We start from the raw sequence: 25,666 nt of genomic DNA, 5'->3' as shown, positions 1-25,666 counted from the left end.
GGGGTCGAACGATGAATCACCGCATCAATTGCCTCCTTCTCCGATCGCGTGAAGCCGATGTAACAAGAAGATAAAGCAGGGGAAGGTGTCAATGAATGCGGGCGACCCTCTATTGTGAAGTGACCTGCTTATTCGCCGACCCCGGCTATGGAATGCCGGGACGGGTGGCCCCGATCGCCGCAGGCGGGCCCGAACGTGACATCCGGCCCCACGAGGGCGGATTTCGGTTACCGTCCGAACGGGTGGATTGACGAGGCGTACGACTGGGCATCACCGGCGTGCGCATCGGCGGCCCCCTGTCCGCTGCGCTCACGATCATGGGCCGAAGGAGCGACATGCAGGTCTGGCCGGGCGAGAGCTACCCCCTCGGCGCCACCTACGACGGGATGGGCACCAACTTCGCGATCTTCTCCGAGGTGGCGGAGAAGATCGAGCTCTGCCTGTTCGACGAGTGGGACATCGGCACCGAGCGCCGGGTGGAGCTGCGCGAGGTCGACGCGTACGTCTGGCACGCCTACATCCCCGGCGTCGAGCCCGGCCAGCGCTACGGCTACCGGGTGCACGGGCCGTGGAACCCGGCCGAGGGGCTGCGCTGCAACCCGCACAAGCTGCTGCTCGACCCGTACGCGAAGGCGGTCGACGGGGAGATCATGTGGCACCCGTCGGTCTACGACTACGAGGTCGGCGGCGACCCGGACCGGATGAACACCGAGGACTCCGCGCCGTACATGCCGAAGTCGGTGGTGGTGAACCCGTACTTCGACTGGGGCAACGACCGGCCGCCGCGCACCCCGTACCACCACTCGGTGATCTACGAGGCCCACGTGCGCGGGCTGACCATGCGCCACCCGGGCATCCCGGAGGAGCTGCGCGGCACGTACGCGGCGATCGCCTCACCGGTGATGATCGAGCACTTCAAACGGCTCGGCGTCACGGCGGTGGAGCTGATGCCGGTGCACGAGTTCGTGCACGACCACCGCCTGGCCGACCTGGGGCTGCGCAACTACTGGGGCTACAACACCATCGGCTTCTTCGCCCCGCACCACGGCTACTCCGCGCTGGGCCGCCTGGGCCAGCAGGTGCAGGAGTTCCGGGGCATGGTCAAGGCGCTGCACGCCGCCGGCATCGAGGTCATCCTCGACGTGGTCTACAACCACACCGCCGAGGGCAACCACCTCGGGCCGTCGCTGAGCTTCAAGGGCATCGACACGCCCAGCTACTACCGGCTCTCCGAGGACGACCGGCGCTACTTCGTCGACTACACCGGCACCGGCAACAGCCTCAACGTCCGCAGCCCGCACTCGCTGCAACTGATCATGGATTCGCTGCGTTACTGGGTGACCGAGATGCACGTCGACGGCTTCCGGTTCGACCTGGCGGCCACGCTGGCCCGCGAGTTCTACGAGGTGGACCGCCTGTCCACCTTCTTCGAGGTGGTGCAGCAGGACCCGGTGGTCGGCCGGGTGAAGCTCATCGCCGAGCCGTGGGACGTCGGCCCCGGCGGCTACCAGGTCGGCAACTTCCCGCCGCAGTGGACCGAGTGGAACGGCAAGTACCGCGACACCGTACGCGACTTCTGGCGCGGCGAGCCGGCCACGCTCGCCGAGTTCGCCTCCCGCATCTCCGGCTCCGCCGACCTCTACCAGGACGACGGCCGCCGCCCGTTCCACAGCATCAACTTCGTCACCTGCCACGACGGGTTCACGCTGGCCGACCTGGTCTCCTACAACGACAAGCACAACGAGGCGAACGGCGAGGACAACCGGGACGGGGAGAGCCACAACCGGTCCTGGAACTGCGGCGTCGAGGGCGAGACCGACGACCCGGGCGTACGCGCGCTGCGGGCCCGGCAGCGGCGCAACTTCCTGGCCACGCTGATGCTGTCCCAGGGCGTGCCGATGCTCGGCCACGGCGACGAGCTGGGCCGCACCCAGCGCGGCAACAACAACGCCTACTGCCAGGACAGCGAGATCGCCTGGGTCGACTGGGACCGGGCCGACGACGAGCTGCTGGACTTCGTCCGCCGGCTCACCGACTTCCGCAACCGGCACCAGGTGTTCCGCCGCCGCCGGTTCTTCACCGGCCTGCCGGTGGGCGGCCGGGCCGCCGGCTCCGGACTGCCGGACCTGGCCTGGTACACCCCGGACGGCCGGGAGATGACCGGCGAGGACTGGGGCAACGACTTCGGCCGCTCGGTGGCCCTGTTCGTCAACGGCGACGGCATCGGGGAACGCGGCCAGTACGGCCAGCGCCACCGGGACGACTCGTTCCTGCTGCTGTTCAACGCGCACGACGCGCCGCTGGACTTCACGCTTCCCGGCGAGGAGTTCGGCAGCCGGTGGGAGTTGGTGATCAGCACCGCGGAACCCGACCCGGAGAAGACGACACTGGTCGAGGCGGGCGGCACGGTCTGCGTGCCGGACCGCTCGCTGCTGGTCCTGGAGAGGACGGCCTGACCCATGCCCGACACCCCCCGCTCGACCTACCGGGTCCAGGTGCGTCCCGGCTTCGACCTGGACGCCACGGCCGAGCTGGCGGGCTACCTCGCCGCGCTCGGCGTCACCCACCTCTACACCGCGCCCCTGCTCACCGCCACGCCCGGCTCCACGCACGGCTACGACGTGGTGGACCACCGCGCGGTCAACCCGCAGCTCGGCGGCGAGCCCGCCCGGGCCCGGCTGGTCCGGGCGCTGCGCGCGGCCCGGCTGGGCCTGGTCGTGGACATCGTGCCCAACCACGCCGGCGTCGCCCGGCCCGAGGCCAACCCGGCCTGGTGGGACGTGCTGCGGTCCGGACGCGACTCGGCGTACGCGCGCTGGTTCGACATCGACTGGGACCGGGGGCGGCTGCTGCTGCCGGTGCTCGCCGACAGCGCCGACGCGCTCGACGACCTGAAGCTCGTCGACGGGGAGCTGCGCTACCACGAGCACCGGTTCCCGGTGGCCGACGGCACCGGCGACGGCACGCCCCGGCAGGTGCACGACCGGCAGCACTACGAGCTGGTGAACTGGCGGCGCGGCGACGCCGAGCTGACGTACCGCCGGTTCTTCGCCGTGTCCGACCTGGCCGGCCTGCGGGTGGAGGACCCGGAGGTGTTCGACGCCACCCACGCGGAGATCCTGCGCTGGGTCGACGCCGGGGAGGTCGACGGCATCCGCGTCGACCACCCGGACGGGCTGCGCGACCCGGCCGGCTACCTGGCCCGGTTGCGCGCCGCCGCGCCGCAGAGCTGGCTCGTGGTGGAGAAGATCCTGGAGTACGGCGAGGACCTGCCGGACTGGCCGGTCGACGGCACCACCGGCTACGACGCGCTGGCCGCCGTGTCCGGGCTGTTCGTCGACCCGGACGCCGAGGCGGACTTCACCGCGCTCGACGGCCGGCTCACCGGCCGGCACACGTCCTGGGCGGACCTGACGCACGCCACCAAGCTGGAGGCCGCCACCCGGCTGCTCGCCGCCGAGCTGACCCGGCTGGCCGCGCTCGTGCCGGAGCTGCCCGGCGAGCAGGTCCGCGCCGCCCTGGCCGAGCTGGCCGCGTGCTTCCCGGTCTACCGCGGATACCCGCCCGAAGGCGCCCGGCACCTGGCCGCCGCCCGCAGCGAGGCAGGCCGCCGCCGTCCCGACCTGACCGGCGTGCTCGACCAGGTCACCGCCCGGCTGCGCGACCCCGGCCACGAGCTGGCCGCCCGGTTCCCGCAGCTGACCGGCGCGGTGATGGCCAAGGGCGTGGAGGACACCGCGTACTACAGGTGGAGCCGGTTCGTCGCGCTCAACGAGGTCGGCGGCAGCCCGGCCCACTTCGGTGTGCCAGCGGCCGAGCTGCACCGCTTCGCCGCCGCCCGGCACGTGCGCTGGCCGGCGAGCATGACCGCGCTGTCCACCCACGACACCAAGCGCGGCGAGGACGTCCGCGCCCGGCTCGCGGTGCTGTCCGAGCTGCCCGGCCGCTGGGCCGAACGGGTCGCCGACTGGATGTCGCGCGCGCCGCTGGCCGACCCCGCGCTGGCCCACCTGCTCTGGCAGACCGCCGTCGGGGCGTGGCCGATCGAACGGGAACGACTGCACGGGTACGCCGAGAAGGCCGCCCGGGAGGCGTCCGTCACCACCAGCTGGGCCGACCCGGACCCGGGCTTCGAGCACGAGCTGCACGCCCTGGTCGACCGGATGTACGACGACCCGGAGCTGCACGCCCAGATCACCGCGTTCGCCGCCGAGATCACGCCGCCCGGCTGGTCGAACGCGCTCGGGCAGAAGCTGGTCCAGCTCGCCATGCCCGGTGTGCCCGACGTCTACCAGGGCACCGAGCTGTGGGAGAACTCGCTCGTCGACCCGGACAACAGGCGGCCGGTCGACTTCGCCGTACGCCGGGACCTGCTGGCCCGGCTCGACGCCGGCTGGCGGCCCGCGGTGGCCGCCGACGGCGCGGCCAAGCTGCTCGTGGTGTCCCGGACGCTGCGGCTGCGCCGCGACCGCCCGGACCTGTTCGGCGGCTACCGGCCGGTGCCCGCGCGCGGCCCGGCCGCCGCGCACGCGGTGGCCTTCGACCGGGGCGGGGCGGTCGCGGTGGCGACCCGGCTGCCGCTGCGGCTGGCCCGCTCCGGCGGCTGGCGGGACACGGCGCTGTCACTTCCCGTTCACGAGTGCACCGACTTGTTCACCGGACGGGTCTACAGTGGTTCTGAGCTGCTCCTTCATGATCTGCTGAGCACCTACCCCGTCGCCCTCCTCGCACCCACCGACTCTGTGGAGGCCGCCGCATGACCGAGTTCACGGTGTGGGCGCCCGAGGCCGCCCGGGTGCGGCTGCGCCTGCCCGGCGTCGCCGATCACGCGATGCGTCAGGCGCCGGACGGCTGGTGGCGGGTCGAGGTCCCCGGCGCCGGGCCCGGCACCGACTACGCGTTCCTGCTCGACGACGACGCCCAGGCGCTGCCCGACCCCCGCTCGGCCTGGCAGCCGGCCGGGGTGCACGGGCCCAGCCGGCTCTACGACCACGCCGCGTTCGCCTGGACCGACGCCGCCTGGACCGGCCGGCAACTGCCCGGCAGCGTGCTGTACGAGCTGCACATCGGCACGTTCACCCCGGAAGGCACGTTCGACGGGGCGATCGCCAGGCTCGACCACCTCGTCGACCTCGGCGTGGACATGGTCGAGCTGCTGCCGGTGAACGCGTTCAACGGCGAGCACAACTGGGGCTACGACGGCGTCTGCTGGTTCGCGCCGCACGAGCCGTACGGCGGCCCGGACGGCCTGAAACGGTTCGTCGACGCCGCCCACGCCAAGGGCCTGGGGGTGATCCTCGACGTCGTCTACAACCATTTCGGGCCCTCCGGGGCCTACGCGCCGCGGTTCGCGCCGTACCTCACCGAGCAGAGCAACACCTGGGGCCGCACCGTCAACCTGGACGGCCCGCACTCCGACGGGGTACGCCGCTACATCGCCGACAGCGTGCTGGGCTGGCTGCGCGACTACCACGTCGACGGGCTGCGGCTGGACGCCGTGCACGCCATGCCGGACGGCCGGGCCGTGCATTGGCTGGAGGAGGTCGCCGCCGAGGTGGAGGCGCTGTCCACGCACCTCGGGCGGCCGCTGTCGCTGATCGCCGAGAGCGACCTCAACGACCCGCGCCTGATCACGCCGCGCGAGGCGGGCGGGTACGGCCTGCACGCCCAGTGGAACGACGACGCCCACCACGCGCTGCACACGCTGCTCACCGGCGAACGGCAGGGCTACTACGGCGACTTCGGCTCGCTGGAGTGCCTCACCGACGTGCTGACCGGCGGGTTCTTCCACGCCGGCACCTGGTCCAGCTTCCGCGGCCGCAGCCACGGCCGCCCGGTCGACAGGCAGCGCACCCCCGGCCACCGCTTCGTGGCGTACCTGCAGAACCACGACCAGATCGGCAACCGGGCCACCGGCGACCGGATCTCCGCCACGCTGTCGCCCGGGCTGCTGCGCGTCGGCGCGACGCTGCTGATGACCGCGCCGTTCACGCCGATGCTGTTCATGGGGGAGGAGTGGGCGGCCGCCACGCCGTGGCAGTTCTTCACCAGCCACCCCGAGCCGGAACTCGCGACGGCGGTCGCCACCGGCCGCAGACGCGAGTTCGCCGACCACGGCTGGGCCACCGACGACGTGCCGGACCCGCAGGACCCGCAGACGTTCCTGCGGTCCCGGCTGGACTGGGCCGAGCTGGACAAGCCCGAGCACCGCGAGACGTACGACCTCTACCGGCGGCTGATCGCGCTGCGCCGCTCCCGGGCCGACCTGTCCGACCCCCGGCTGGACCGGGTCGACGTCCGCCACGGCGACCGGTTCCTGGTGATGCGGCGCGGCGACACGCTCGTGGTGGCGAACCTGGCCGGCCGGGCGCAGCGGATCAACCTGCCCGGGGTGGTACGCCGGGTGCTGCTCGCCACGTCCGAGGGCGTCACGGTGATGCGCGACGGGATCGAGCTGCCGCCGGAGTCGGCCGCGATCGCGGCGCTCTGACCGTTCACCGGTGAAGTTTGCGCCGTACCGCCTCGGCGTCGGCGTGACCGAGTTCCTCGTACAACGCGAGTGACCGCCGCCAGGCGTCCCGGGCCGCGTCCGCCCGCCCGGCCGCGGCCCACGTGTCGCCGAGGTGGTCCAGCACGATGCCCTCGGCATGCCGGTCACCGATCTCGGCGAACAGCGCGAGGGCCTGCCGGAAACAGTCCACCGCGTCCTCGTACTCACCCAGGTGGTGGTGGGCGAAGCCGATGCTGTCCCACGTGTTCGCCTGCCCGTACGCGCTCCCGGCCCGCTCGGCCAGGGCGAGGGCGCGGCGGCAGAACGTGATCGCGTCGTGGTGCTCGCCGAGCTGCGAGTGGTACCAGCCGATCGCGTTGAGCGCGACCGCCTGCTTGAGCGGGCTCCCGACCCGTTCGTAGAGGGCGAGGCTGCGCCGCGCGTGCGGCAGCGCCTCCCGCGGCTGCCGCTGCCGGTCGTGCAGCATGCTGAGGTCGAAATGGGTGTGCGCCCGCCCCTCGTCGTCGCCCAGCGCGGCGAACAGATCCAGCGCGGCGAGCAGGTTGCGCTGCGCCTCGGCGTACCGGCCGAGGTTGGAGCAGGCCCCGGCCAGGAGCCGGTGCGCCTGCGCCTGCGCTGGCCGGTCACCCGAGCGCCCGGTCGCCTCGACCGCCCGGCGGGCCACAGCGGCCCAGTCGTGCCAGTGGCCCTGCCTGTCGAAGTACGTGGCCAGGGTCCACGAGAGCTGCCCGGTGGCGACGTCAAGGCCGTTGCCGGCGGCGTACTCGATCGTCGCGAGGAGCACCTGGTGCTCGGCGGTGAACCAGGCCAGCGCCGCCGCCAGGTCGTCGAGCCGTTCGGTACTCACCCCCGGCGCGGCGGGGGCCAGGGTCAGCGGGTCGCGCTGCGGGGACAGCAGCAGCGCGGCCGCGTGAGCGGTGTGCAGACGGTGGTCGACCAGCCGGCGCAACGCGGCCCGGGAACCGGCCGGGCCACCGCTCGCCCGTTCGACGGCGAAGCTGCGGACCAGGTCGTGCATGCGGTAGCGGCCCGCGACGTGTTCCTGCACCAGGTGCGCGTCGACCAGCTCGCGCAGCGGCGGGCGCAGCTCGGCCGGCGTACGGGCGGTCAGGCTGGCCGCCGCGGCCCGGCCGATGTCCGAGCCCGGGGCGAGGCCGAGCAGCGTGAACACCTCCGCTGCCTCCGGCGTGAGCGCCGCCAGCGAGCGGGACAGCACCACCCGCAGGTTCGTCGTCACCTCGTCGCCGGTCAGCGCGTCCAGCGGGCTGACCGCTGAGGTCAGCTCGGCCGCGACTGACGACAGGGCAAGTTCCGGGTTGAGCGCGGCACGGGCCGCCACGATCCCGAGAGCCAGCGGCAGGCCCCCGCAGAACCGCAGGATGTCCGCGACGGCGTCCGGCTTCCCGGCCACCCGCGCGGCGCCCACCTGCCGGACGATCAGCTCGCGGGCCTCGTCGTCGGGCAGCACGTCCAGCGGCAGCGGCCGCGCGCCGTGGGTGGTGACGAGGCCGGCCAGTTGCCGTCGGCTGGTCACCAGGACCGCGCTGGTGGGGGTGCCGGGCAGCAGCGGGACCACTGTGGCGGCGTCGCGGGCGTCGTCGAGGACCACCAGCAGCCGGCGTCCGGCGACGAGCGTGCGGTACAGCGACGCCTGGGCCTCCGGATCGGCCGGTACGCGTGCCGGTTCGACGCCGAGCGCCTCGAGGAAGCCGCGTACCGCGACCGGCCACGTCACCGGGTCCGCTGTCGGGTCGAAGCCGCGCAGGTTGACGTAGAGCTGCCCGTCGGGGAAACGGCCGGCGTTGGCGTGCGCCCAGCGCAGCGCCAGCCAGGTCTTGCCGACTCCACCGCCGCCGCCGATGGACGAGATCACCACCGGTGACCCGGCGCCCTCCGGGTGGCCCGCGTCGGCGAGTTGTTCGTCGAGGCGCGCGAGCTGGGCGGTCCGGCCGGCGAAGACCCCTGGTGACGCGGGCAGCTGCCGGGGCACGGCGCCCGCATCCCGGGCCGCGCCGGTGGCCGTCGCGCTCGGCTCTCCGCTGCCTGGCAGGTCCGGCGGCGCGATCGCCGCGTCGGCGGTGAGGATCTGCTGGTAGAGCTGCGCCAGCGGCGGGCTGGGGTCGGCGCCGATCTCGGCGGCCAGCCTCCGGCGCAGCCGGTGGAAGTGCTCCAGCGCGTCGGCCTGCCGCCCGCACCGGTACAACGCGAGCATCGCCTGCGCCGCCAGGCGCTCGTCCCACGGATACCGGCCGCTCAGATCCAGGACGTCGGGAAGGAGACGGACATGCCCGCCGCGGCGCAGCGCGATGTCGTTGCGGTCCAGCGCGGCCGCGAGCCGCTGCCGGTCCAGGGTCTGCCGGTACGCCGCCAGCCACGGCGTGGTCAGGCCGTCGAACGCGTCACCGCGCCACAGCCCCAGCGCCCGCTCCAGGCAGCCGATCGCCGTCGCGTCGTCCCCGGTGCTCCGGGCCTGCTCGGTCAGCGCGCGGAAGCGGTGCAGGTCGACACGGTCCGGGTCGACGGCGAGCAGATAGCCGGGATGACGCCGGACGATGCGGACGTCGTCCGTGCCGGCCAGCGCGTGCCGCAGCCGCGACAGGTAGCCACGCAGCGTGGCGGCGGCCCCGTCCGGCACCTCGTCGCCCCAGACCCGGCTGATCAGCTGCCCGGTCGCGACGACCCGGTTGGGCTCGACCAGTAGAGCGGCGAGGACGCACTGCTGACGGGCGTGACCGACCCGGACCGCCCGGCCGTCGATCCGGACGTCCAGGTCGCCGAGCACCCGGAACTCCACCGCCACGGAGTGTCACGGTAGCCGCGTGCGGTGGTGGTCGGACCGGGCGTGACGACGATCCGACAGGCGGCAGCGCGCGGTCCGCGGGCCCCGTTGTCCGAGCCCCGCGGACCGCCGTGCCGACTGGATCACGGGCAGTTGACCACGATTTCCACGCTGGTACGGCAGTCGTCGAACACGACGTCCGGGCCTCCGTCGCCGTCGTCGAAGCCGGGACCGCCGACCAGGGTGTCCGCGCCCTTGTCGCCGAAGAGGTGGTCGTCGTTGCTGCCGCCGTCCACGCGGTCGTTGCCGTCCAGGGCGCTGGGTCCGATGAAGCGGTCACCGTGGATGGTGTCGGCGCCGCCGTCGCCGTGGAGGTTGTCGTTGCCCAGGTCGCCCCAGATGTCGTCGCCGTTCAGCCCGCCGTAGACGATGTCGTCGCCACTGTTGGCCTGGATGTCGTCGTTGCCGGGGAGGCCGCAGATGACGTCGTCGTAGACGCTTCCGACGATCACGTCGCGAAGGTTAGTGCCGACGATGAACTCCGGACCGTTGGCGTTGTTGCTGACGTAGGCCGCGATGGCGAACCTCAGGGTGTATCCGGCCGGCACCGGCGCCCCGGAGTAGGGGCCGCAGTCGGGGGGGACGATGTAGGCCGCGGACGCCGGGGTGGCGCCGCCGGCCAGGCCCGCGGCGGCCAGGACGAGCGCCCCGATCGCCGAAGCGACGGTACGCGGGGTGAAGAGGAACCTGTGTGACATGACGCTTCTCCCTTGCGGTTGATGTGTGCGAGAAGCGTCACCGGCGAGCGTTCAGCGGACGTGCAGCAAACGTGCAGCCCGCCCGCCCTCAACGCCGATCTTGGAGTTGTGGCGCCTCGAAGGTCGCCCATGCCCGGTTTGCGAACCACCACAACTCCAAGATCGGCGGGGCGGGAGCGGTGAGTTCGTCCAGGCAGCGCGGTCCTACCTCCGACGACCCGGCCCCTGGAGGTTTCATGTCCGACACGCTGACCCGCCGTGAGCTGTGGGCGCTCGCGCACGCCGAGCGCGCCGCCCTGGCCGACGACCTCGCCGGAATCGACGCGGCGCAGTGGGCGCGGCGCTCGCTGTGCGGCCGGTGGACCGTTGAGGAGACGCTCGCGCACATGACCGCGGCGGCAAGCGTCGGCCGGGCCCGCTGGGTCGCCAGCGTGCTCGGCGCCCGGTTCGACTTCGATCTGCACAACGACCGCCGGCTGGCCGAGCACCGGGGCGCCGACCCGGGGGAGACGCTCGATCGGTTCCGGCGGATCATCGGCAGCACCACGTCGACGTTCGGCCCGACCGAGGCGTGGCTCGGTGAGGTGGTCGTGCACGCCCAGGACATCCGGCGGCCGCTCGGCCTGGCCCGGACGCCCCCGGTCGAGGCGGTGACGCCGGTCGCCCGGTTCTACGCCGGGCGGGACTTCACGGTGGCCGGGCGCAGCGCGATCGACGGCCTGCGGGTGGAGGCGACCGACGGGCCGTTCACCGCCGGCGACGGCCCGCTGGTCAGCGGCACCACGCTGGCGCTGACGATGGCGATGGCCGGGCGGGCCGCGTACTGCGACGACCTCACCGGGCCCGGTGTCCCCACGCTGCGGGAGCGCTGCACGCCCGTGTGACCACGGCGGGTGCCCGGGTCACGGCTTCGGCAGCGTCAGGATCTCCGCGCCGTCGTCGGTGATGGCGATGGTGTGCTCGCTGTGCGCGGTGCGGCAGCCGGTCGCGCTGCGCAGCGTCCACCCGTCGGCGTCGGTGACGAGCGTGGCGGTGTCCGCCATCACCCACGGCTCCAGCGCCAGCAGCAGCCCGGGGCGCAGTTTGTACCCGCGTCCGGGGCGGCCGGTGTTCGACACGTGCGGGTCCTGGTGCATCGTCGACCCGACGCCGTGCCCGCCGAACTCGGTGTTGACCGTGTAACCGGCCGCGGTGAGGACCGATCCGATGGCGTGCGAGAGGTCGCCGATCCGGGCGCCGGGACCGGCGGCGGCGATCCCGGCCTGCAACGCCCGCTCGGTCGCGTCGATGAGCGCGACGCTCTCCGCGGGCCGGGCGTCACCGACGAGGAAGCTGATCGCGGAGTCGGCCACCACTCCGCCGAGGCTGACGGCCAGGTCGAGGCTCAGCAGGTCGCCGTCGGCGAGCGTGTAGTCGTGCGGCAGGCCGTGCAGCACCGCGTCGTTCACCGACGTGCAGATGTAGTGGCCGAACGGCCCGCGCCCGAAGGACGGCTCGTAGTCGACGTAGCAGGACTGCGCCCCGGCCTCGACGATCATGCGCTGGGCCTGCCTGTCGATGTCGAGCAGGTTGGTGCCGACGGTGGTGCTGCTCCGGAGGGTCTGCAGGATGTGGGCGACCAGGGCGCCGGTGTCCCGCGCCCGCCGTACGTCGGTGGGGCTCAGGATCTCGATCATGCGGGCGCCTTCCTCACGCGACCAATAAGTATCCCGGTCATGTTATCCCGGTATTAGAATCTCGGCATGGTCCGGTTGCCCCTCACTCCCGCCGAGGTCGAGCGCGGGCAGCGCCTCGGCGCGCTCCTGCGCCGCGCCCGGGGTGAGCGATCCATGCTGCTCACCGCGCTCGACGCGGGTGTCTCCCCGGAGACGCTCCGCAAGATCGAGTCCGGCCGGGTGGCCACCCCGGCGTTTCCCACCATCGCCGCCATCGCCGACGTCCTCGGCCTCTCCCTGGATGCGGTCTGGTCGGAGATCAACCACTCGGACGACGTGGCGCGTCTCGCGCCGTCCGAGCGGCGCCTCGCCTCGTAGGGCAGCCCTCTCGACGGGGTCGAGCATACCGAGTATGTAAGATTCCGCGCATGCCACCCTCGCGTCGCGCCGTCGCGCTTGTCGTTCCCGTCGCCGGTTTCCTGCTCGGCTTCCTGGACTTCGTCTGGATCAAGTGGGTGCCGTTCCCGTTCGCCGAACTGGGCAACTCCACAGCCACCTGGGCGGTGGCCGCGTTCGCGCTGGGCTGGTGGATCCGGTCGGGCGCGGTGCGTGCCGCCGTGGCCGCCAGCGTCCTGCTGATCGTCGCGGTGCCCAGCTACTACCTGGCGGCGACGCTGCTCCAGGGCGACGACCTCGCCGTGATCTGGGCGCTCACCTCGTTCGTCTGGATGGCGTTCGGCGTGGTGGCGGGCGTGGTGTTCGGCGTCGCCGGCATCTGGGCGCGGACCGAGGGATGGCGGCGCGTCGTGGGGACCGCGCTGCCGGTGGCCGTGTTCGTGGAGGAGGCGCTGCGGTTCGCGCTGAAGTCCGGGTCCTACCCCGGAGCCTGGTGGAACGTGGCGATCGACCTCGGGCTGGCCGTGCTGCTCGTGGTGCTGATCGGCCGGTCCGCCCGGGTGCGGCTGCTGGCGGCCGCGGTGGCGCTGCCGCTGGCCGCGGCGGGCGCGCTCACGTTCGCCGCCGTCGCGGGGAGCTGACCTGCCCCGCCGCCGAGGCTGCGAGCCACCCCGCCGGCCGAGGATGCGGGCCACCGCGTCGGCCGAGGCGGCGGACCACCGGCCCGACCGGGATCGGCGACAATGACCCGAGAACGGCGTGGTCCGGATGACGGGGGAGGAAACGGATGATCCGACGGCAGGTGCTCACGGCGGCGATGCTCACGGTGACGGCCCTGGTGGCCGGCTGCACAAAGGACCGGCCCGAAGCCGCGTCGCCCACCGGCGCCCCGACCGCACCCGCCGCGTCGGCGACGCCGAACGCCGAGCCGGTGCCCGCGCCGGCCGAGCTGGCGGCGCTGGAGCGGCGCTTCGGCGCCCGGATCGGCGTCTACGCCGTCGACACCGGCACCGGCCGCACCCTCGCGCACCGGGCCGACGAGCGGTTCGCGTACGCCTCGACGTGCAAGGCGCTCGCCGCCGGCGCGATGCTGGCCGCCACGTCCGACGCCGACCGGGACCGGGTGGTCCGCTACCGGCGCGCCGACCTGGTGGCGCACTCACCGGTGACCGAACGGCACGTGGAGACCGGGATGACGCTGCGGGACGCCGCCGAGGCAGCGGTGCGGTACAGCGACAACACCGCCGGCAACCTGCTGTTCGACGCGCTCGGCGGCCCGGCCGGCTTCGCGCGGGCGCTCCGGGATGTCGGTGACCGGGTCACCCGGCCGGTCCGTACCGAGCCGGAACTCAACGCGGCCACGCCCGGCGACGAGCGCGACACCAGCACGCCCCGCGCGCTGGCCGGCTCGCTGCGGGCGTACACGTTGGGTGAGGCCCTGCCGCCCGCGGACCGGGACCTGCTGTTGAGCTGGATGCGGGCCAGTACCACCGGCAGCGGGCTGGTCCGGGCCGGCGTGCCGGCCGGGTGGCAGGTGGCGGACAAGTCCGGCACCGGCGGGTACGGCACCCGCAACGACATCGCCGTGGTGTGGCCGCCGGACTCCGCGCCGATCGTGCTGGCGGTCATGTCCAGTCGCGGTAGCCGCGACGCGAAGCCCGACGACACCCTGGTCGCCGAGGCGGCGCGGGCGACAGTGACCGCGTTGCGCTGACAGGCGGCCGGCTCAGGGGATGGGCCACTCGTGTACGGGCCGGTTGCTGTGCATCAGGTCGACGTAGTGGCGGACCACCTCGCGCAGCGCCGCCGGACGGTCCAGGTGGTCGGCCGACTCCAGCCGGTGCAGCGTCTCCACCTGCCAGGTCGCGCCGTTGCGGCTGGTCAGGCAGCGCTGCTCGACGATGCCGAGCAGCCGGTCCCGCTCGGCGGGGTCGAGGCCCCACCGGTCCAGCCCGTGGTGGGCCATCGGCAGCAGCCGGCGCAGCACCAGCTCGGTCACCGGCAGGTAGCCCAGGCCGGGCCAGTACACCTGGGCGTCGATGCCGTGCCGGGCGCAGGCGTTGAAGTTCTCCTCGGCCGCGCTGAACGACATCTGCGACCACAGCGGACGGTCGGACTCGGCGAGCGCCCGGACCAGGCCGAAGTAGAACGCGCCGTTGGCGACGGTGTCCAGCACCGTCGGCCCGGCCGGCAGCACCCGGTTCTCCACCCGCAGGTGCGGGCGGCCCTTCAGCACGTCGTAGACCGGCCGGTTCCACCGGTAGATGGTGCCGTTGTGCAGCCGCAGCTCGGCCAGTTTCGGCACGCCGCCGCTGTGCAGCGTGGTGGCCGGGTCCTCCGGGTCGCAGACCGGCAGCAGCGCCGGGAAGTAGCGCACATTCTCCTCGAACAGGTCGAACACGGAGGTGATCCAGCGCTCCCCGAACCACACCCGCGGGCGTACGCCCTGGGCCTTGATCTCCTCCGCCCGGGTGTCGGTGGCCTGCTGGAACAGCGGCACCCGGGTCTCGCGCCACAGCTCCCGGCCGAAGAACAGCGGCGAGTTCGCGCCGAGCGCCACCTGGATGCCGGCGATCGCCTGGGCCGCGTTCCAGTAGTCGGCGAACTGCGCCGGGCTGACCTGGAGGTGGAACTGGGTGCTGGTGCAGGCCGCCTCCGGGGTGATCGTGTCGGCGGTGGTGGCCAGCCGCTCCACCCCGCTGATCGCGATCGGCAGGTCCTCGCCCCGGGCGGCGAAGATCTGCTCGTTGAGCAGCGCGTACCGGGGATTGGCCGACAGCGTCTCGGCGGTCAGATGCTCCGGGCGCAGCGTCGGCAGGATGCCGACCATCACCATGTGCGCGCCGACCGTGCGGGCCTTGGACTCGGCGGCGTTCAGGCTGGCCCGCACATGTTCCTCGAACGCGGCGGTGCCGGTGCCGGCCAGCCGGCGCGGCTCGACGTTGATCTCGACGTTGAACTGGCCCAGCTCGGTCTGGAACGCCGGGTCGGCGATCGCCTCCAGCACGTCGGCGTTGCGCATGGCCGGGTCGAAGTCGTCGTCGACCAGGTTCAGCTCGATCTCCAGGCCGGTCATCGGCCGCTCCACGTCGAACCGGGACTCGCGCAGCATCTCGGCGAACACGTCCAGGCACCGCCGGACCTTCTCGCGATAGCGGGCCCGGTCCTCCCGGCTGAAGGTACGCACGCCGACGTCCTCGCCCATGGTCACCACCCTGTCACCGTTGGTTCTTCCCAACCTCGCACGGAGTGGCGGGTCAGGAAAGGTCCGCCAGACCCTTTTCTGTACCCCGTGGCGGCCCCGGTGATCCCCGTCGCGGGGCAGCGGGTTCCGTCCGGGCCGCCCGGCCCGGGCGGCTAGCATGGCCGCCGACGGCGAAGGGGAGTGGCTGATGCGCGACGGGTGGATCCGGGCGTTCGTGGTGGCGGCGTTCGCCGAGGGCTGCTCGTGGGCGGCGCTGCTGGCCGGCATGGCGGTCAAGTACGGGCCGCCCGGAAACGAGATCGGCGTGAAGATCTTCGGCCCGATCCACGGCGCGTTGTTCGTGGTCTACGGACTGCTGACGCTCGTGGTGGCCCGGCGGCGCCGCTGGACGCTCGTGCAGACCGGGCTGGCCCTGGTCAGCGCGGTGCCCCCGTTCGCCACAGTGCTGTTCGAGCGCTGGGCGCGCCGCCGGGGCCTGCTCGACGCGCCGGCCCCGGTCGAGCGACCGCTCACCCCCGCCGGTCGCTGACCGAGGCAAGGTCCTCCGCGAGGAAACCGGCCAGCACGTCGGTCAGCTCCCGCGGCGCCTCCTCGGCCATGTGGTGCCCGGACGGGATCGAGGCGGTCCGCACGTCGTCGGCCCAGTCCCGCCAGATCGCGGCCGGGTCGCCGTACAGGTCGACCATGTCGTCGCGCTCGGACCAGGCGAACAGCACCGGGCAGCCGATCCGGCGTCCGGCGGCGCGGTCCGCGTCGTCCGCCGCCCGGTCCGGACCGAGCCCGGCCCGGTAGTCCTCACACATGGCGTGCACGGTGGCCGGATCGTGGATGGCGCGGCGGTAGTCGGCGTACGCCTGCTCGCCCATCTCCTCCGGTGAGCCGCCGTACCAGGCGTCCGGATCGGCGTTTATCACCCGCTCGGCCGGTTTGGCGAGCTGGCCGAGGAAGAACCAGTGCCACCAGCGGGCGGCGAACCGGGCGTCGCAGCGGGCCGGCGCCTCACCGATCGGCACCCCGTCCAGCACACCGAGGCGGCTCACCCGGTCCGGGTGGTCCAGGGCGGTCCGCATGGCCACGTACGCGCCGCGGTCGTGTCCGACGACGGCGGCCCGGCGGTGGCCGAGCGCGTCGAGCAGCCCGACCACGTCCGCGGCCATCGCCCGCTTGGAGTAGACGGTGTGCTCCGGGTCGCTCGGCGGCTTCGACGAGCCGCCGTAGCCGCGCAGGTCCGGGCAGATCACCGTGTGGCGCGCGGCCAGCCGCGGCGCCACCCGGTGCCAGGTCGCATGGGTACGCGGGTGCCCGTGCAGCAGCACCACCGGCGGCCCGGAGCCGCCGTGGCGTACGCGCAGGCGCACCGCGCCGGCGTCGATCTCGGTGAGCGTGAATCCGGCGAACATGGCCGCAGCGGTGCCCGCCACCGGCGACGGGGAAACCTAGGTCAGCGCGGAGCAGGCGGCCACGCCGAACAGCAGCACGGCGCCCAGCACGGCCTGGAGCAGCAGCGCCGGACCCAGGTGCGACCAGAGCGTGGCGGTGCGCGGGGTGAGCAGCTGCCCGGTGGTCAGGTTGACGATCCGCTCGATCCGGGGCGGCAGATCCTCGTCGCGCTGCGCCCGCAGCGTGAGCTGGACGTGGTCGCCGGGGTGCAGCGCGCTCTGCGGCAGGTGGCCGTGCAGCTCGACCTCGACCAGCCGGCCGGCGGCGTCGCGGACCCGGACCGGGGTGACCAGGAACTCCGGCCCCTTCTTCAGCTCCTTGAAGCTGCGCCGGGCCCCGCCGCCACCGTTGCTGAGCAACGCGCGCACCACCTTCAGCAGCAGCCCCACCACCCCCGCGGCGGTCAGCACCGCGACCAGCGCCGGCTGCCCGACCCGTACCTCCCGGGCGTAGCCCTCCATCAACCGGACGAGACGTCCGGTGACGACGCGCTCCGCCGGGTGGACGACGCGACGGGTATGCAGCTCCGTGTCCATGTTCACCACCGAGAGTTCCGATCCGTGCACAGATGGTATCGACCCGTGGAGTTGAACGACGTGAATGAACACCGGTCACGCCCGGGCGGCCGGCAGGTGAACTCCGCCGGGGCGCGGGTATGCGTGCGGCCGAGCCGGAAAGGGGTCGAGCATGCAGCTGTCCTTCCTGCGCCCGCTCTACAACCGTCCCGGGCCCTGGTGCTCGGTGTACATGGACGCCTCCCGCGACACCCAGGACGCGCGAGCGCAGGTCGACCTGCGCTGGCGGGCCCTCAAGGGCGACCTGCTGAGCCAGGGCGCCGACCCGGTCACCGTCGAGGCGGTGGAGGAGGTCGTCCGCCGGCACCAGCCGATGCCCGGCGACTACGGGATCGCCGTGTTCGCCACCCGGGGCCGCGTGGTGCTCACCGAGTACCTGTCCGCGCCGCCGCTGCGTGACCTGGCGAGCTGGTCGGCGCTGCCGCACACCATGCCGCTCGTCGCCCAGCGCGGCGAACAGGTGGCCTGGGTGCGGGTCCTGGCCGACCGTACCGGCGCGGACGCGATGGCGGTCAGCGCCGGCGGCGTGCCGCGCCGCGCCCACGTCACCGGCGGACAGAGCCGGCAGCTGCGGCGCGTACAGCCGGGCGGCTGGTCACAGTCCCGCTACCAGCGCGCCGCCATGGAGGCGTGGCACCAGAACGCCGGTGACGCCGCCGCCGCAACCGCAGACCTGGCCGAGCGGGTCGGCGCGGACGTCGTGGTGGTGGCCGGGGACATCCGCGCCACTGGCATGATCGCCGCCCAGTTGCCGGAACGGTGGCAGGACGTGCTGGTCCGCACCGACGCCGGCGCCCGCGACGTCGGCGCGGACGACACGCTGATGGACGACATCACGGCGCAGACCGTCGCCGAGGTCGCCGACCGGCGCGTCACCGCCGCCCTGGACCGCTTCGGCGTGCAGGAGGACGTCGGCGCCGGCCTCGACGCCGTGGTCTCCGCGCTGCAACGCAACCAGGTCGACACCATGCTCATCGTGGACGACCCGTCCGCCGACGGCGAGCTGTGGGTGGGCCCCGAGCCGACCGAGATCGCCACCGACCCGGGGCAGCTGTCGGACATGTCGGTGGCCGACCCCCAGCGGGTACGCGCCGACGCCGCGCTGCTGCGCGCGCTGATCGGCACCGACGCGGACCTGACGGTGCTCGCGCCCGAGGAGGCGCCGGAGCTGACCGACGGGGTCGGCGCGGTGCTGCGCTACGTCGACGCGAGCACGCCCGGGCGGGGTAATGGCTGAGCGCATCGTCGCCGACCTGGTGGTCGAACGCCTGCGGGCCTGGCGGGTGCCGCGGGTCTTCGGCTGTCCGGGCGCGGCGATCGCCCCGCTCGTGGGCGCGCTCGACGACGCGGGCGGGGACCCGGCGTTCGTCCCCGCCCGGCACGAGGAGACCGCTTCGTACATGGCCACCGGGCACGCGAAGTTCACCGGCGGCGTCGGGGTGTGCCTGGCCACCCAGGGGCCCAGCGCGGTGCACCTGCTCAACGGGCTCTACGACGCCAAGCTGGACAGCAAGCCGGTCGTCGCGATCGTCGGCGAGGACGTCACCGGCCCGCTCGGCGGCGCGCACGAGGAGATCGGGCTGAGCCGGCTCTTCGGCGACGTGTGCAACCAGTTCGTCCGCTACGGCCGCCGCCCGGAGCAGGTGCCGGCGCTGCTGGACCAGGCGTTCCGTACCGCCGCCGCGACGCGCAGCCCGACCTGCGTGGTGCTGCCGCGCGCGTTGCAGGTCACCGCCGTACCGGACCTGCTGCCGCAGACCGCCGGAGTGGTCACCGCGACGCCCGGCGAGCCGCTGGCCCGGGTGCTGCCGCACGACGCCGACCTGGACGCCGCCGCCTCGCTGCTGGGCAGCGGGCAGCGGGTGGCGATGCTGGTCGGCCAGGGCGCGCACGGCGCGGCCGAGGAGATCGTCGCGCTCGCCGACCGGCTCGGCGCGGGCGTGGCCACGTCGCTGCTGGGCAAGCCGGTGCTGGACGAGCGGCTGCCGTTCCACACCGGCGTGCTCGGCGAGGTCGGCACCACCGCCGCCGCGCAACTCATGGGCGGCTGCGACACGCTGCTGATGATCGGCACCAACGATCCGTGGACCGACTGGTTCCCGATGCCCGGCCAGGTACGCACCATCCAGATCGACATCGACGGCCGGCGCGTCGGCACCCGCTACCCGGTGGACGTGCCGCTCGTCGGCGACACCGCCGAGACGCTGCGGGCACTGCTGACCCGGGTGCCCGACCAGCCCCACCGCGAGTGGCGCGGCATGGTGGAGAAGATGGTGGACCGGTGGCGGGAGACCGCCGCCGAGCGGGCCGCCACGCCCGCCGAGCCGGTCAACCCGCGGCTGGTGCTCCACGAGCTGTCCGCCCGGCTGCCCCGGCACGCCTCCGTCGCCGTCGACGTCGGCTCGGTCGTCTACTGGTACGCCCGGCACCTGGAGCTGCCACCGGGGGTGCAGGCGCGGCTGTGCGGCACGCTCGGCTCGATGGGCTGCGCGCTGCCGTACGCGGTCGCGGCCAAGCTGGCCCGCCCGGACGAGCCGGTGATCGCGCTGCTCGGCGACGGCGCGATGCAGCTCAACGGCCTGGCCGAGCTGATCACGGTGGCACACCACTGGACGCGGTGGCGCGATCCCCGGCTGATCGTGCTGGTGCTGAACAACCGGGACCAGTCCGGTGTGGGCGGCGGGCGTACGCCCGGGCGACGACGCTCCGACGTGCCGTACGCCGGGTGGGCGCGCCTGCTCGGGCTGCACGGCGTACGGGTGGACCGGCCGGACCTGGTCGGCGCCGCCTGGGACGAGGTGCTCGCGGCCGACCGGCCCGCCGTGCTGGAGGCGGTGGTGGACCCGTCCACGCCGCTCGACGTGCCCGAGCCGGCGCTGGCCGACCTGCGCGGCCTGGTCGCCGACGGGGACGCCGCCCGCCGGGTGCGGGAACGGGTGATCCAGACCGAGGCCATCGCGGCCGACGAGATCGTCTAGCGGCATCCGGGCGGCCACCCTCTCTACCCTCGCGATCTTGCAGTTCCGGCCCCCTGAGTGCCCGGTTCAGGACGGTTTTCCGGGGACCGAAGTGCAAGATCGCGGGGGAGGTGGCAGGGGGGCAGCGCTCGCGGTCGCCGGGGCGGCCCGGAGACGTCTCGATACTCGGGTGTGACCAGCGCGAAGTCGTTTCGTTCCCGCGGCGGTCCGTCCCGGTACGGGGTGATGGTCGCCGCCGGGGTGCTCCCGTCGTCGGGCATGCGCCGTGCAGTGCCCGTCCCGGTCCGGCCCATACCCGCCCGTGACGGCGGGCGCGCGACGCGACGGCGTACCTGGGTGCCGCGGGCGGTGCGGCCACCGGGCGGGCCTTGGTCCTGCCCCGTGGGGAGATGCCCCGTTTAGACCCCAGAGGGACGGGAAGCCGGGCCGCGTGGTGAGCGAACGAGTCGAACGGGCCGGCGGCGCGGGACTGCCCGCCGAGCGGGTGGTGGCGGCCGGCAGCGCCGCCCGGACCCTGGTCGCCGCGACCGCCCGGGCGCTGCGCGGCGACGACTGCGGCGACCTCGGCCACCCGGGCGCGCTGTCGCGCCTCGGTGGCGCGCCCGAGCCGGTACGCCGGGCCGCCGCGTCGCGGGCCGCCGGGCGGGCCGCGCTCACCGCCGCCCAGATCGCCGCCGTGGACGCCGAGCGGGTGGCCGGATGGTTCACCGGACAGTACCCGGACCGGCGCTGGCCCGGCGTGGTGCTCGGTTCACCGCACGGCGCCGCCGCCCACCTCGCGGTGGCGCTCGGCGTGCCGTGGTTGCCGGCCGGCTTCGAGATCACCGCCCGGTGGAGCCGGGGGGCGGTGGACCGCCCGGACGCCGCGTACGCGCACGGCGCCACGCTGGCCGCCCGGCTGCTCGACGCCAATCCGCGCGTGCACGTACGCCAGGTGCACTGCCCGGCGAGCCGGGGCGCGGCGGCGGGCGCGGTGGTGACGTTCGCGGTGCGCTGGCGCACGCTGCCGAAGGCGTACGCGCGTTTCCTGGCCGACCGGCTGGAACCGGCCGCGCCGGTGCTGCTGCTGCACGACGCCCGCACCTGGCCGGTGCGCGACGGCGGCGACGGGCACAGCTTCCAGACCGGCTGCCCGGCCGGCGGGCTGGACCCGGTCGACTTCCACCCGGACGCCCGCGCGCTTGGTCAGGTGCTGCGCGCCGCCGGCGGGGACGAGTCGCGCTGGGTCACGCCGGAGGTCACTGTCGCGGGCGCGTTCGCCGAGCACGGTGTGGAGTCCGGTTTCGAGCACGACGCCCGGTCTGCGGGGGACCGGCACGGGCACCCGCTGCACCGGGTCGTGGTGCCGCAGCCGGACGCGCTGAGCGCGGTGACCGCCGACCTGTACCGGCGCTGGCTGCGGCGGGCCGGCAAGACCGGGGACCGGCTGGTGGTGGAGTGCGGGCGGCTGCTCGATCCGGGGCAGGTGCTGCGGGCCGGCCTGGTGCCCTACTGGTGCGAGAACGCCACCGCGCGCCGGGTCGCCGGCGTCGAGTGGTGGCTGGCCGGCAGCGAGCCGTTCAGCTCGGTGGACGTGCTGCCCGAGCCGCCCGGCCTGCGCTCGCCCGCGCACGCGGGCCTGCCCCAGTGGCTGGCGGTGGCCGGTTTCGGGCGCAAGCGGCGGGCCCTGGACCGGGGTGCCGCCCGCGGCTACCCGGTCGCCTCGGTACCCACCCGACGTGCCACGGAGGTGTTGCGCAACCAGCCCTGCGACCTGCCCACGCCGCCGCCGCTGCGGGCGGCCGAGGCCCTCACCGCGCTGCGTGACGCGGGCGCGCACCAGGGCCTGCTGGTCTGCTGAACCGCCGCCGGGACCGGCTGCCGGGCAACCTGGCGAAACTTCCTCGCGATCCTGCGGTCCGTGATTGAGTACCTACGGAGCGGGAAGACCGCTCGCCGCGGAACGGCCCACGACGCCGTGCGGCGGACGGCCACCGCCTTCGACGTACTCCGTCACGTAACCCAACTTCCTCACCCGGTGCGTGGTCCGACCACGCGCACGACCGGTTACGACCGGGCGGGGACCTTCGGCGAGGGGGGCGCGGATGTTCGGACAGACCACCACACCCACACCACCGACCACCGACCGGGGTCTGGAGGACCTGGACGCCGCGGCGCTCGCGTACGCGGCCCGGATCGAGGGACTGCCACCGGAACGGCGGCAGGAGGCGCGGGACGACCTGGTCCGGTTCGCGCTGCCGTTCGCCGGCCGGCTGGCCCGGCGCTACCGGGGACGCGGCGAGCCGCTGGAGGACCTGGAACAGGTGGCCCGTCTCGGGCTGGTCAACGCCGTCGACAGGTACGACCCGGAACGGGGCTCGTTCACCGCGTACGCGGCGATCACCATCGTCGGCGAGATCAAACGGCACTTCCGTGACCGCACCTGGGGCGTGCACGTGCCGCGCCGGTTGCGCGACCTGATCCTCGAGGTCGGGCAGGCCACGGCGACGCTCACCAGCGAGCTGTCCCGCGCCCCCACGGTGGCGGAGCTGTCCGCCCGGCTGGAGACGCCGGAGGAGGAGATCCTCGCCGCGCTGGAGTCGGCCGCCGGCTACAGCCCGGCGTCGCTGAACGCGCCGGTCGGCGGGGAGAGCTCGGCCGAGTTCGGTGACCTGGTCGGCGAGTCCGACCACGCGCTGGAGTCGGTGGACGACCGGGTCACGGTCAGCGGCCTGCTGCACCGGCTGCCCTGGCGGGAGCGCCGCATCCTGGCGATGCGCTTCTACGGCAACCAGACCCAGGCGGAGATCGCCGCCCGGTTCGGCATCTCGCAGATGCACGTGTCCCGGCTGCTGTCGCGTGCGCTGACCTGGCTGCGCCAGGCGATGCTGGCCGAGGCGCCGCCGCCCTGGCAGAACGGCGCCGCCGAGGCCGAGCCGGCGAAGGCCCGCATCTCGGTGAAGCAGAACGGCGACCGGGTGGTCGTCGAGGTCGGCGGCGAGGTCGACCGGGCCGGCGCGGACCAGCTGCGCCGGGCCGTGCTCAAGGCGGTCACCGGGCAGCCCCGCGAGGTGGTGGTGGACCTGGTCGGCGCGGGTGGCTTCGACGCTGGCGGGATCGCCGCGCTGATGGCCGGGCGGGACGCCGCCGCGCGTACCGGGGTGCCGCTGCGGCTGACCCGGGTGCAGCCGGCGGTGCGCCGCTCGCTGACCGCTGCCGGACTGCCGGCCGCCGACTGACCCGCCGCACGCACGTACCGCGCCGGCTCCCACCACGGGAGCCGGCGCGCGGCGTACGCGACGGGGACCGGCGCCCGCACGGCGCCGGCCCCCGTCGGGTGTCTCAGTTCTCCGGGGTGTCCCCGTGCCCGCGCGGGTGCCGCCACCTGTCGTTGGGCTGGTCGTCGCGCTCGGCGTTGAGCGCGCTGTCCTCCGGCTCGTCGGTCTCCTCGAAGCTGGGCCGGCGTACCTCCTCCGGCACCGGCACCTCCACCGGCCGGGCGCCGGACTGCGGAGCGGGCTGGTAGTCCACCGCCTCGGGCGCCCCGTACGCGCCGCCGGCCGACGGGGACTCCGGCAGGTGCCGCTCGTGGCGCAGCTCCTCGCGGAAGCTCTGCGGCGGCTTGGTGGTGCGCTGCGGCAGGTCGCGGCCCAGGTCGGAGACGAGCGGGCCGTACTTGAGGTCGAACGCCGGCCGCTCGGAGCGGATGCGCGGCATCCGGTCGAAGTTGCGCAGCGGCGGCGGGCACGTGGTGGCCCACTCCAGCGAGTTGCCGAAACCCCACGGGTCGTCCACGGTGACCATCGCGCCGTACCGCCACGACTTCCAGATGTTCCAGATCACGAACAGGGTGGACGCGCCGAGGACGAACGAGCCGATGCTGGAGATCGTGTTCAGCGTGGTGAAGCCGTCACCGGGCAGGTAGTCGGCGTACCGGCGGGGCATGCCCTCGTTGCCGAGCCAGTGCTGCACCAGGAACGTGGCGTGGAAGCCGACGAACATGGTCCAGAAGTGCATCTTGCCCAGCCGCTCGTCGAGCAGCCGCCCGGTCATCTTCGGGAACCAGAAGTAGAGCCCGCCGAACGCGGCGAACACGATGGTCCCGAACATCACGTAGTGGAAGTGCGCCACCACGAAGTAGCTGTCGGTGACCTGCCAGTCCAGCGGCGGGCTGGCCAGCAGCACCCCGGTCAGGCCGCCGAGCAGGAACGTCACCAGGAAGCCGACGGCGAACAGCATCGGCGTCTCGAACGTGATCTGTCCCTTCCACATGGTGCCGATCCAGTTGAAGAACTTCACGCCGGTCGGCACCGCGATCAGGAAGCTCAGGATGCTGAAGAACGGCAGCAGCACCTGCCCGGTGGCGAACATGTGGTGCGCCCAGACCGTCATCGACAGCACCGTGATGGCGATGGTGGCCAGCACCAGGCCGGTGTAGCCGAAGATCGGCTTGCGGGAGAACACCGGAATGATCTCGGTGATGATGCCGAAGAACGGCAGCGCGATGATGTAGACCTCGGGATGGCCGAAGAACCAGAACAGGTGCTGCCACAGCATCGGCCCGCCGGTCGTCGAGTCGTACACGTGCGAGTGCAGGAGCCGGTCCGAGGCCAGCGCCATCAGCGCGGCCGCCAGCAGCGGGAACACGAAGATCACCAGCACGCTGGTGAGCAGCGCGTTCCAGGTGAAGATCGGCATCCGGAACATGGTCATGCCCGGGGCCCGCAGCGTCACGATCGTGGTGATCAGGTTGACCGCGCCCAGGATCGTGCCCAGGCCGGACACGGCCAGGCCGACCACCCACAGGTTCCCGCCGACGCCGGGGGAGTGCTGCGCGGTGCTCAACGGCGTGTACGCGGTCCAGCCGAAGTCCGCCGCGCCGGCCGGGGTGGCGAACCCGCCCACGACCATCAGCGCGCCCAGGAAGTAGAGCCAGTACGCGAACGCGTTCAGCCGGGGGAACGCCACGTCGGCGGCGCCGATCTGCAGCGGCACCAGGTAGTTGGCGAACCCGAAGAACAGCGGCGTCGCGAACAGCAGCAGCATGACCGTGCCGTGCATGGTGAACATCTGGTTGTACTGCTCGGGGGAGACGATCTGCATCCCCGGCCGGGCCAGCTCCGCCCGGATGACCAGCGCCAGGATCCCGCCGACGATGAAGTACGCGAACGACGTGATCAGATAGAGCAGGCCGATCTGCTTGGCGTCGGTGGTGCGCAGCAACCGCCACAGCGCGTTGCCCTTCACCGCTTCCCGTACGGGCCCGGGGAAGCCCCCGAACCGGGCCGGCGCGAGGATCGCGGGCCCCCGGTCTCGTGCCGGTTCCGTGACTACCCGCTTGGGCATGGCATCTCACCCCGTGTGACGACAGACAGGACGGGCGGGCGTAC

General features: G+C 73.6%; 19 protein-coding genes. 12 read left to right on the top strand and 7 right to left on the bottom strand.

The features are described 5' to 3' along the window. Positions 1-335 precede the first annotated feature (335 nt). From glgX to treZ, 3 genes are read left to right on the top strand one after another with little or no spacing between them, the layout of a single operon-like run. The gene (gene glgX / locus DQE82_RS22665; RefSeq protein ID WP_064446146.1) at positions 336-2,456 is read left to right on the top strand and encodes a glycogen debranching protein GlgX; all 2,121 of its coding nucleotides are present in this window, start codon (positions 336-338) and stop codon (positions 2,454-2,456) included. 3 nt (positions 2,457-2,459) lie between these two features. Beyond that, on the top strand, positions 2,460-4,760 hold the full coding sequence (treY, locus tag DQE82_RS22660; protein ID WP_113973759.1) for a malto-oligosyltrehalose synthase: 2,301 nt from the start codon (positions 2,460-2,462) through the stop codon (positions 4,758-4,760). Beyond that, positions 4,757-6,490, top strand: coding sequence for a malto-oligosyltrehalose trehalohydrolase (treZ, locus tag DQE82_RS22655; RefSeq protein ID WP_113973757.1), 1,734 nt, complete (start codon positions 4,757-4,759; stop codon positions 6,488-6,490). The genes treY and treZ overlap by 4 nt, the downstream gene beginning before the upstream one ends. Before the next feature lie 4 nt (positions 6,491-6,494). Here treZ and DQE82_RS22650 read toward each other — a convergent pair whose 3' ends face one another. After that, positions 6,495-9,311 carry an AfsR/SARP family transcriptional regulator gene (locus tag DQE82_RS22650; RefSeq protein ID WP_113973755.1) on the bottom strand — a complete coding sequence of 939 codons (2,817 nt, stop codon included), beginning with the start codon at positions 9,309-9,311 and terminating at the stop codon, positions 6,495-6,497. Positions 9,312-9,433: 122 nt separating this feature from the next. Next, positions 9,434-10,048 (bottom strand): calcium-binding protein, encoded by a 615-nt coding sequence (locus tag DQE82_RS22645; RefSeq protein WP_043324514.1) that lies wholly within the window; start codon positions 10,046-10,048, stop codon positions 9,434-9,436. Between the two features lie 236 nt (positions 10,049-10,284). Between DQE82_RS22645 and DQE82_RS22640 the strand changes: the two genes are divergently transcribed. Next, complete coding sequence (locus tag DQE82_RS22640; protein WP_113973753.1) at positions 10,285-10,932, top strand: maleylpyruvate isomerase family mycothiol-dependent enzyme; 648 nt, start codon at positions 10,285-10,287, stop codon at positions 10,930-10,932. 18 nt (positions 10,933-10,950) lie between these two features. Here the strand turns inward: DQE82_RS22640 and map are convergent, their stop codons facing one another. Further along, positions 10,951-11,724, bottom strand: coding sequence for a type I methionyl aminopeptidase (gene map / locus DQE82_RS22635; protein WP_064446143.1), 774 nt, complete (start codon positions 11,722-11,724; stop codon positions 10,951-10,953). A 66-nt stretch (positions 11,725-11,790) separates the two neighbouring features. On the opposite strand from map, the gene DQE82_RS22630 reads away from it, so the two are divergent. The 3 genes from DQE82_RS22630 to bla all read left to right on the top strand — a co-directional run bounded on the left by DQE82_RS22630 (position 11,791) and on the right by bla (position 13,813). Next, positions 11,791-12,081, top strand: a complete 291-nt coding sequence (locus DQE82_RS22630; RefSeq protein WP_069089831.1) for a helix-turn-helix domain-containing protein — start codon at positions 11,791-11,793, stop codon at positions 12,079-12,081. 50 nt (positions 12,082-12,131) lie between these two features. After that, positions 12,132-12,740 (top strand): DUF6518 family protein, encoded by a 609-nt coding sequence (locus DQE82_RS22625; protein ID WP_113973751.1) that lies wholly within the window; start codon positions 12,132-12,134, stop codon positions 12,738-12,740. 146 nt (positions 12,741-12,886) lie between these two features. After that, entirely contained in the window at positions 12,887-13,813 is a 927-nt protein-coding gene (gene bla / locus DQE82_RS22620; protein WP_113973749.1) for a class A beta-lactamase, read from the top strand. A gap of 12 nt (positions 13,814-13,825) precedes the next feature. Here the strand turns inward: bla and DQE82_RS22615 are convergent, their stop codons facing one another. Next, positions 13,826-15,304: a glutamate--cysteine ligase gene (locus DQE82_RS22615; RefSeq protein WP_113973747.1), complete on the bottom strand. Its 1,479-nt coding sequence runs from the start codon at positions 15,302-15,304 to the stop codon at positions 13,826-13,828. Positions 15,305-15,461: 157 nt separating this feature from the next. On the opposite strand from DQE82_RS22615, the gene DQE82_RS22610 reads away from it, so the two are divergent. Beyond that, the gene (locus DQE82_RS22610; RefSeq protein WP_069089827.1) at positions 15,462-15,833 is read left to right on the top strand and encodes a DUF3817 domain-containing protein; all 372 of its coding nucleotides are present in this window, start codon (positions 15,462-15,464) and stop codon (positions 15,831-15,833) included. Here DQE82_RS22610 and DQE82_RS22605 read toward each other — a convergent pair. Together DQE82_RS22605 and DQE82_RS22600 are read right to left on the bottom strand one after the other, a co-directional pair. Then, positions 15,814-16,704, bottom strand: coding sequence for an alpha/beta fold hydrolase (locus DQE82_RS22605; RefSeq protein ID WP_113973931.1), 891 nt, complete (start codon positions 16,702-16,704; stop codon positions 15,814-15,816). The two genes, DQE82_RS22610 and DQE82_RS22605, sit on opposite strands and share 20 nt — an antisense overlap. Before the next feature lie 36 nt (positions 16,705-16,740). Further along, entirely contained in the window at positions 16,741-17,289 is a 549-nt protein-coding gene (locus tag DQE82_RS22600; RefSeq protein WP_199496088.1) for a hypothetical protein, read from the bottom strand. Between the two features lie 142 nt (positions 17,290-17,431). On the opposite strand from DQE82_RS22600, the gene DQE82_RS22595 reads away from it, so the two are divergent. The 4 genes from DQE82_RS22595 (at position 17,432) to DQE82_RS22575 (ending at position 23,515) form a co-directional block, all read left to right on the top strand. Further along, on the top strand, positions 17,432-18,556 hold the full coding sequence (locus tag DQE82_RS22595; RefSeq protein WP_030504049.1) for a Vms1/Ankzf1 family peptidyl-tRNA hydrolase: 1,125 nt from the start codon (positions 17,432-17,434) through the stop codon (positions 18,554-18,556). Beyond that, positions 18,549-20,297 (top strand): thiamine pyrophosphate-binding protein, encoded by a 1,749-nt coding sequence (locus DQE82_RS22590; protein ID WP_113973746.1) that lies wholly within the window; start codon positions 18,549-18,551, stop codon positions 20,295-20,297. The genes DQE82_RS22595 and DQE82_RS22590 overlap by 8 nt, the downstream gene beginning before the upstream one ends. A 430-nt stretch (positions 20,298-20,727) precedes the next feature. Continuing rightward, positions 20,728-22,137, top strand: coding sequence for a hypothetical protein (locus DQE82_RS22580; RefSeq protein ID WP_064446138.1), 1,410 nt, complete (start codon positions 20,728-20,730; stop codon positions 22,135-22,137). A 244-nt stretch (positions 22,138-22,381) separates the two neighbouring features. Then, positions 22,382-23,515: a SigB/SigF/SigG family RNA polymerase sigma factor gene (locus DQE82_RS22575; protein ID WP_064446137.1), complete on the top strand. Its 1,134-nt coding sequence runs from the start codon at positions 22,382-22,384 to the stop codon at positions 23,513-23,515. A gap of 103 nt (positions 23,516-23,618) precedes the next feature. Here the strand turns inward: DQE82_RS22575 and ctaD are convergent, their stop codons facing one another. Continuing rightward, entirely contained in the window at positions 23,619-25,622 is a 2,004-nt protein-coding gene (gene ctaD, locus DQE82_RS22570) for a cytochrome c oxidase subunit I (RefSeq protein WP_043324493.1), read from the bottom strand. Positions 25,623-25,666 lie beyond the last annotated feature (44 nt).

This window comes from Micromonospora sp. LHW51205 (assembly GCF_003315815.1).
GTDB classification, from domain to species: Bacteria; Actinomycetota; Actinomycetes; order Mycobacteriales; family Micromonosporaceae; genus Micromonospora; species Micromonospora chalcea.
The sequence above is the reverse complement of the archived record's forward strand: the minus strand, read 5'-3'. Positions and strand labels throughout refer to the sequence as shown.

Coding starts and splice junctions, on each gene's coding strand:
- ctaD (WP_043324493.1), bottom strand. CDS start 25,622: ATGCCCAAGCGGGTAGTCACGGAACCGGCACGAGACCGGGGGCCCGCG.
- treY (WP_113973759.1), top strand. CDS start 2,460: ATGCCCGACACCCCCCGCTCGACCTACCGGGTCCAGGTGCGTCCCGGC.
- DQE82_RS22605 (WP_113973931.1), bottom strand. CDS start 16,704: ATGTTCGCCGGATTCACGCTCACCGAGATCGACGCCGGCGCGGTGCGC.
- DQE82_RS22645 (WP_043324514.1), bottom strand. CDS start 10,048: ATGTCACACAGGTTCCTCTTCACCCCGCGTACCGTCGCTTCGGCGATC.
- glgX (WP_064446146.1), top strand. CDS start 336: ATGCAGGTCTGGCCGGGCGAGAGCTACCCCCTCGGCGCCACCTACGAC.
- DQE82_RS22630 (WP_069089831.1), top strand. CDS start 11,791: ATGGTCCGGTTGCCCCTCACTCCCGCCGAGGTCGAGCGCGGGCAGCGC.
- DQE82_RS22610 (WP_069089827.1), top strand. CDS start 15,462: ATGGCCGCCGACGGCGAAGGGGAGTGGCTGATGCGCGACGGGTGGATC.
- treZ (WP_113973757.1), top strand. CDS start 4,757: ATGACCGAGTTCACGGTGTGGGCGCCCGAGGCCGCCCGGGTGCGGCTG.
- bla (WP_113973749.1), top strand. CDS start 12,887: ATGATCCGACGGCAGGTGCTCACGGCGGCGATGCTCACGGTGACGGCC.
- map (WP_064446143.1), bottom strand. CDS start 11,724: ATGATCGAGATCCTGAGCCCCACCGACGTACGGCGGGCGCGGGACACC.
- DQE82_RS22640 (WP_113973753.1), top strand. CDS start 10,285: ATGTCCGACACGCTGACCCGCCGTGAGCTGTGGGCGCTCGCGCACGCC.
- DQE82_RS22590 (WP_113973746.1), top strand. CDS start 18,549: ATGGCTGAGCGCATCGTCGCCGACCTGGTGGTCGAACGCCTGCGGGCC.
- DQE82_RS22615 (WP_113973747.1), bottom strand. CDS start 15,304: ATGGGCGAGGACGTCGGCGTGCGTACCTTCAGCCGGGAGGACCGGGCC.
- DQE82_RS22575 (WP_064446137.1), top strand. CDS start 22,382: ATGTTCGGACAGACCACCACACCCACACCACCGACCACCGACCGGGGT.
- DQE82_RS22595 (WP_030504049.1), top strand. CDS start 17,432: ATGCAGCTGTCCTTCCTGCGCCCGCTCTACAACCGTCCCGGGCCCTGG.
- DQE82_RS22625 (WP_113973751.1), top strand. CDS start 12,132: ATGCCACCCTCGCGTCGCGCCGTCGCGCTTGTCGTTCCCGTCGCCGGT.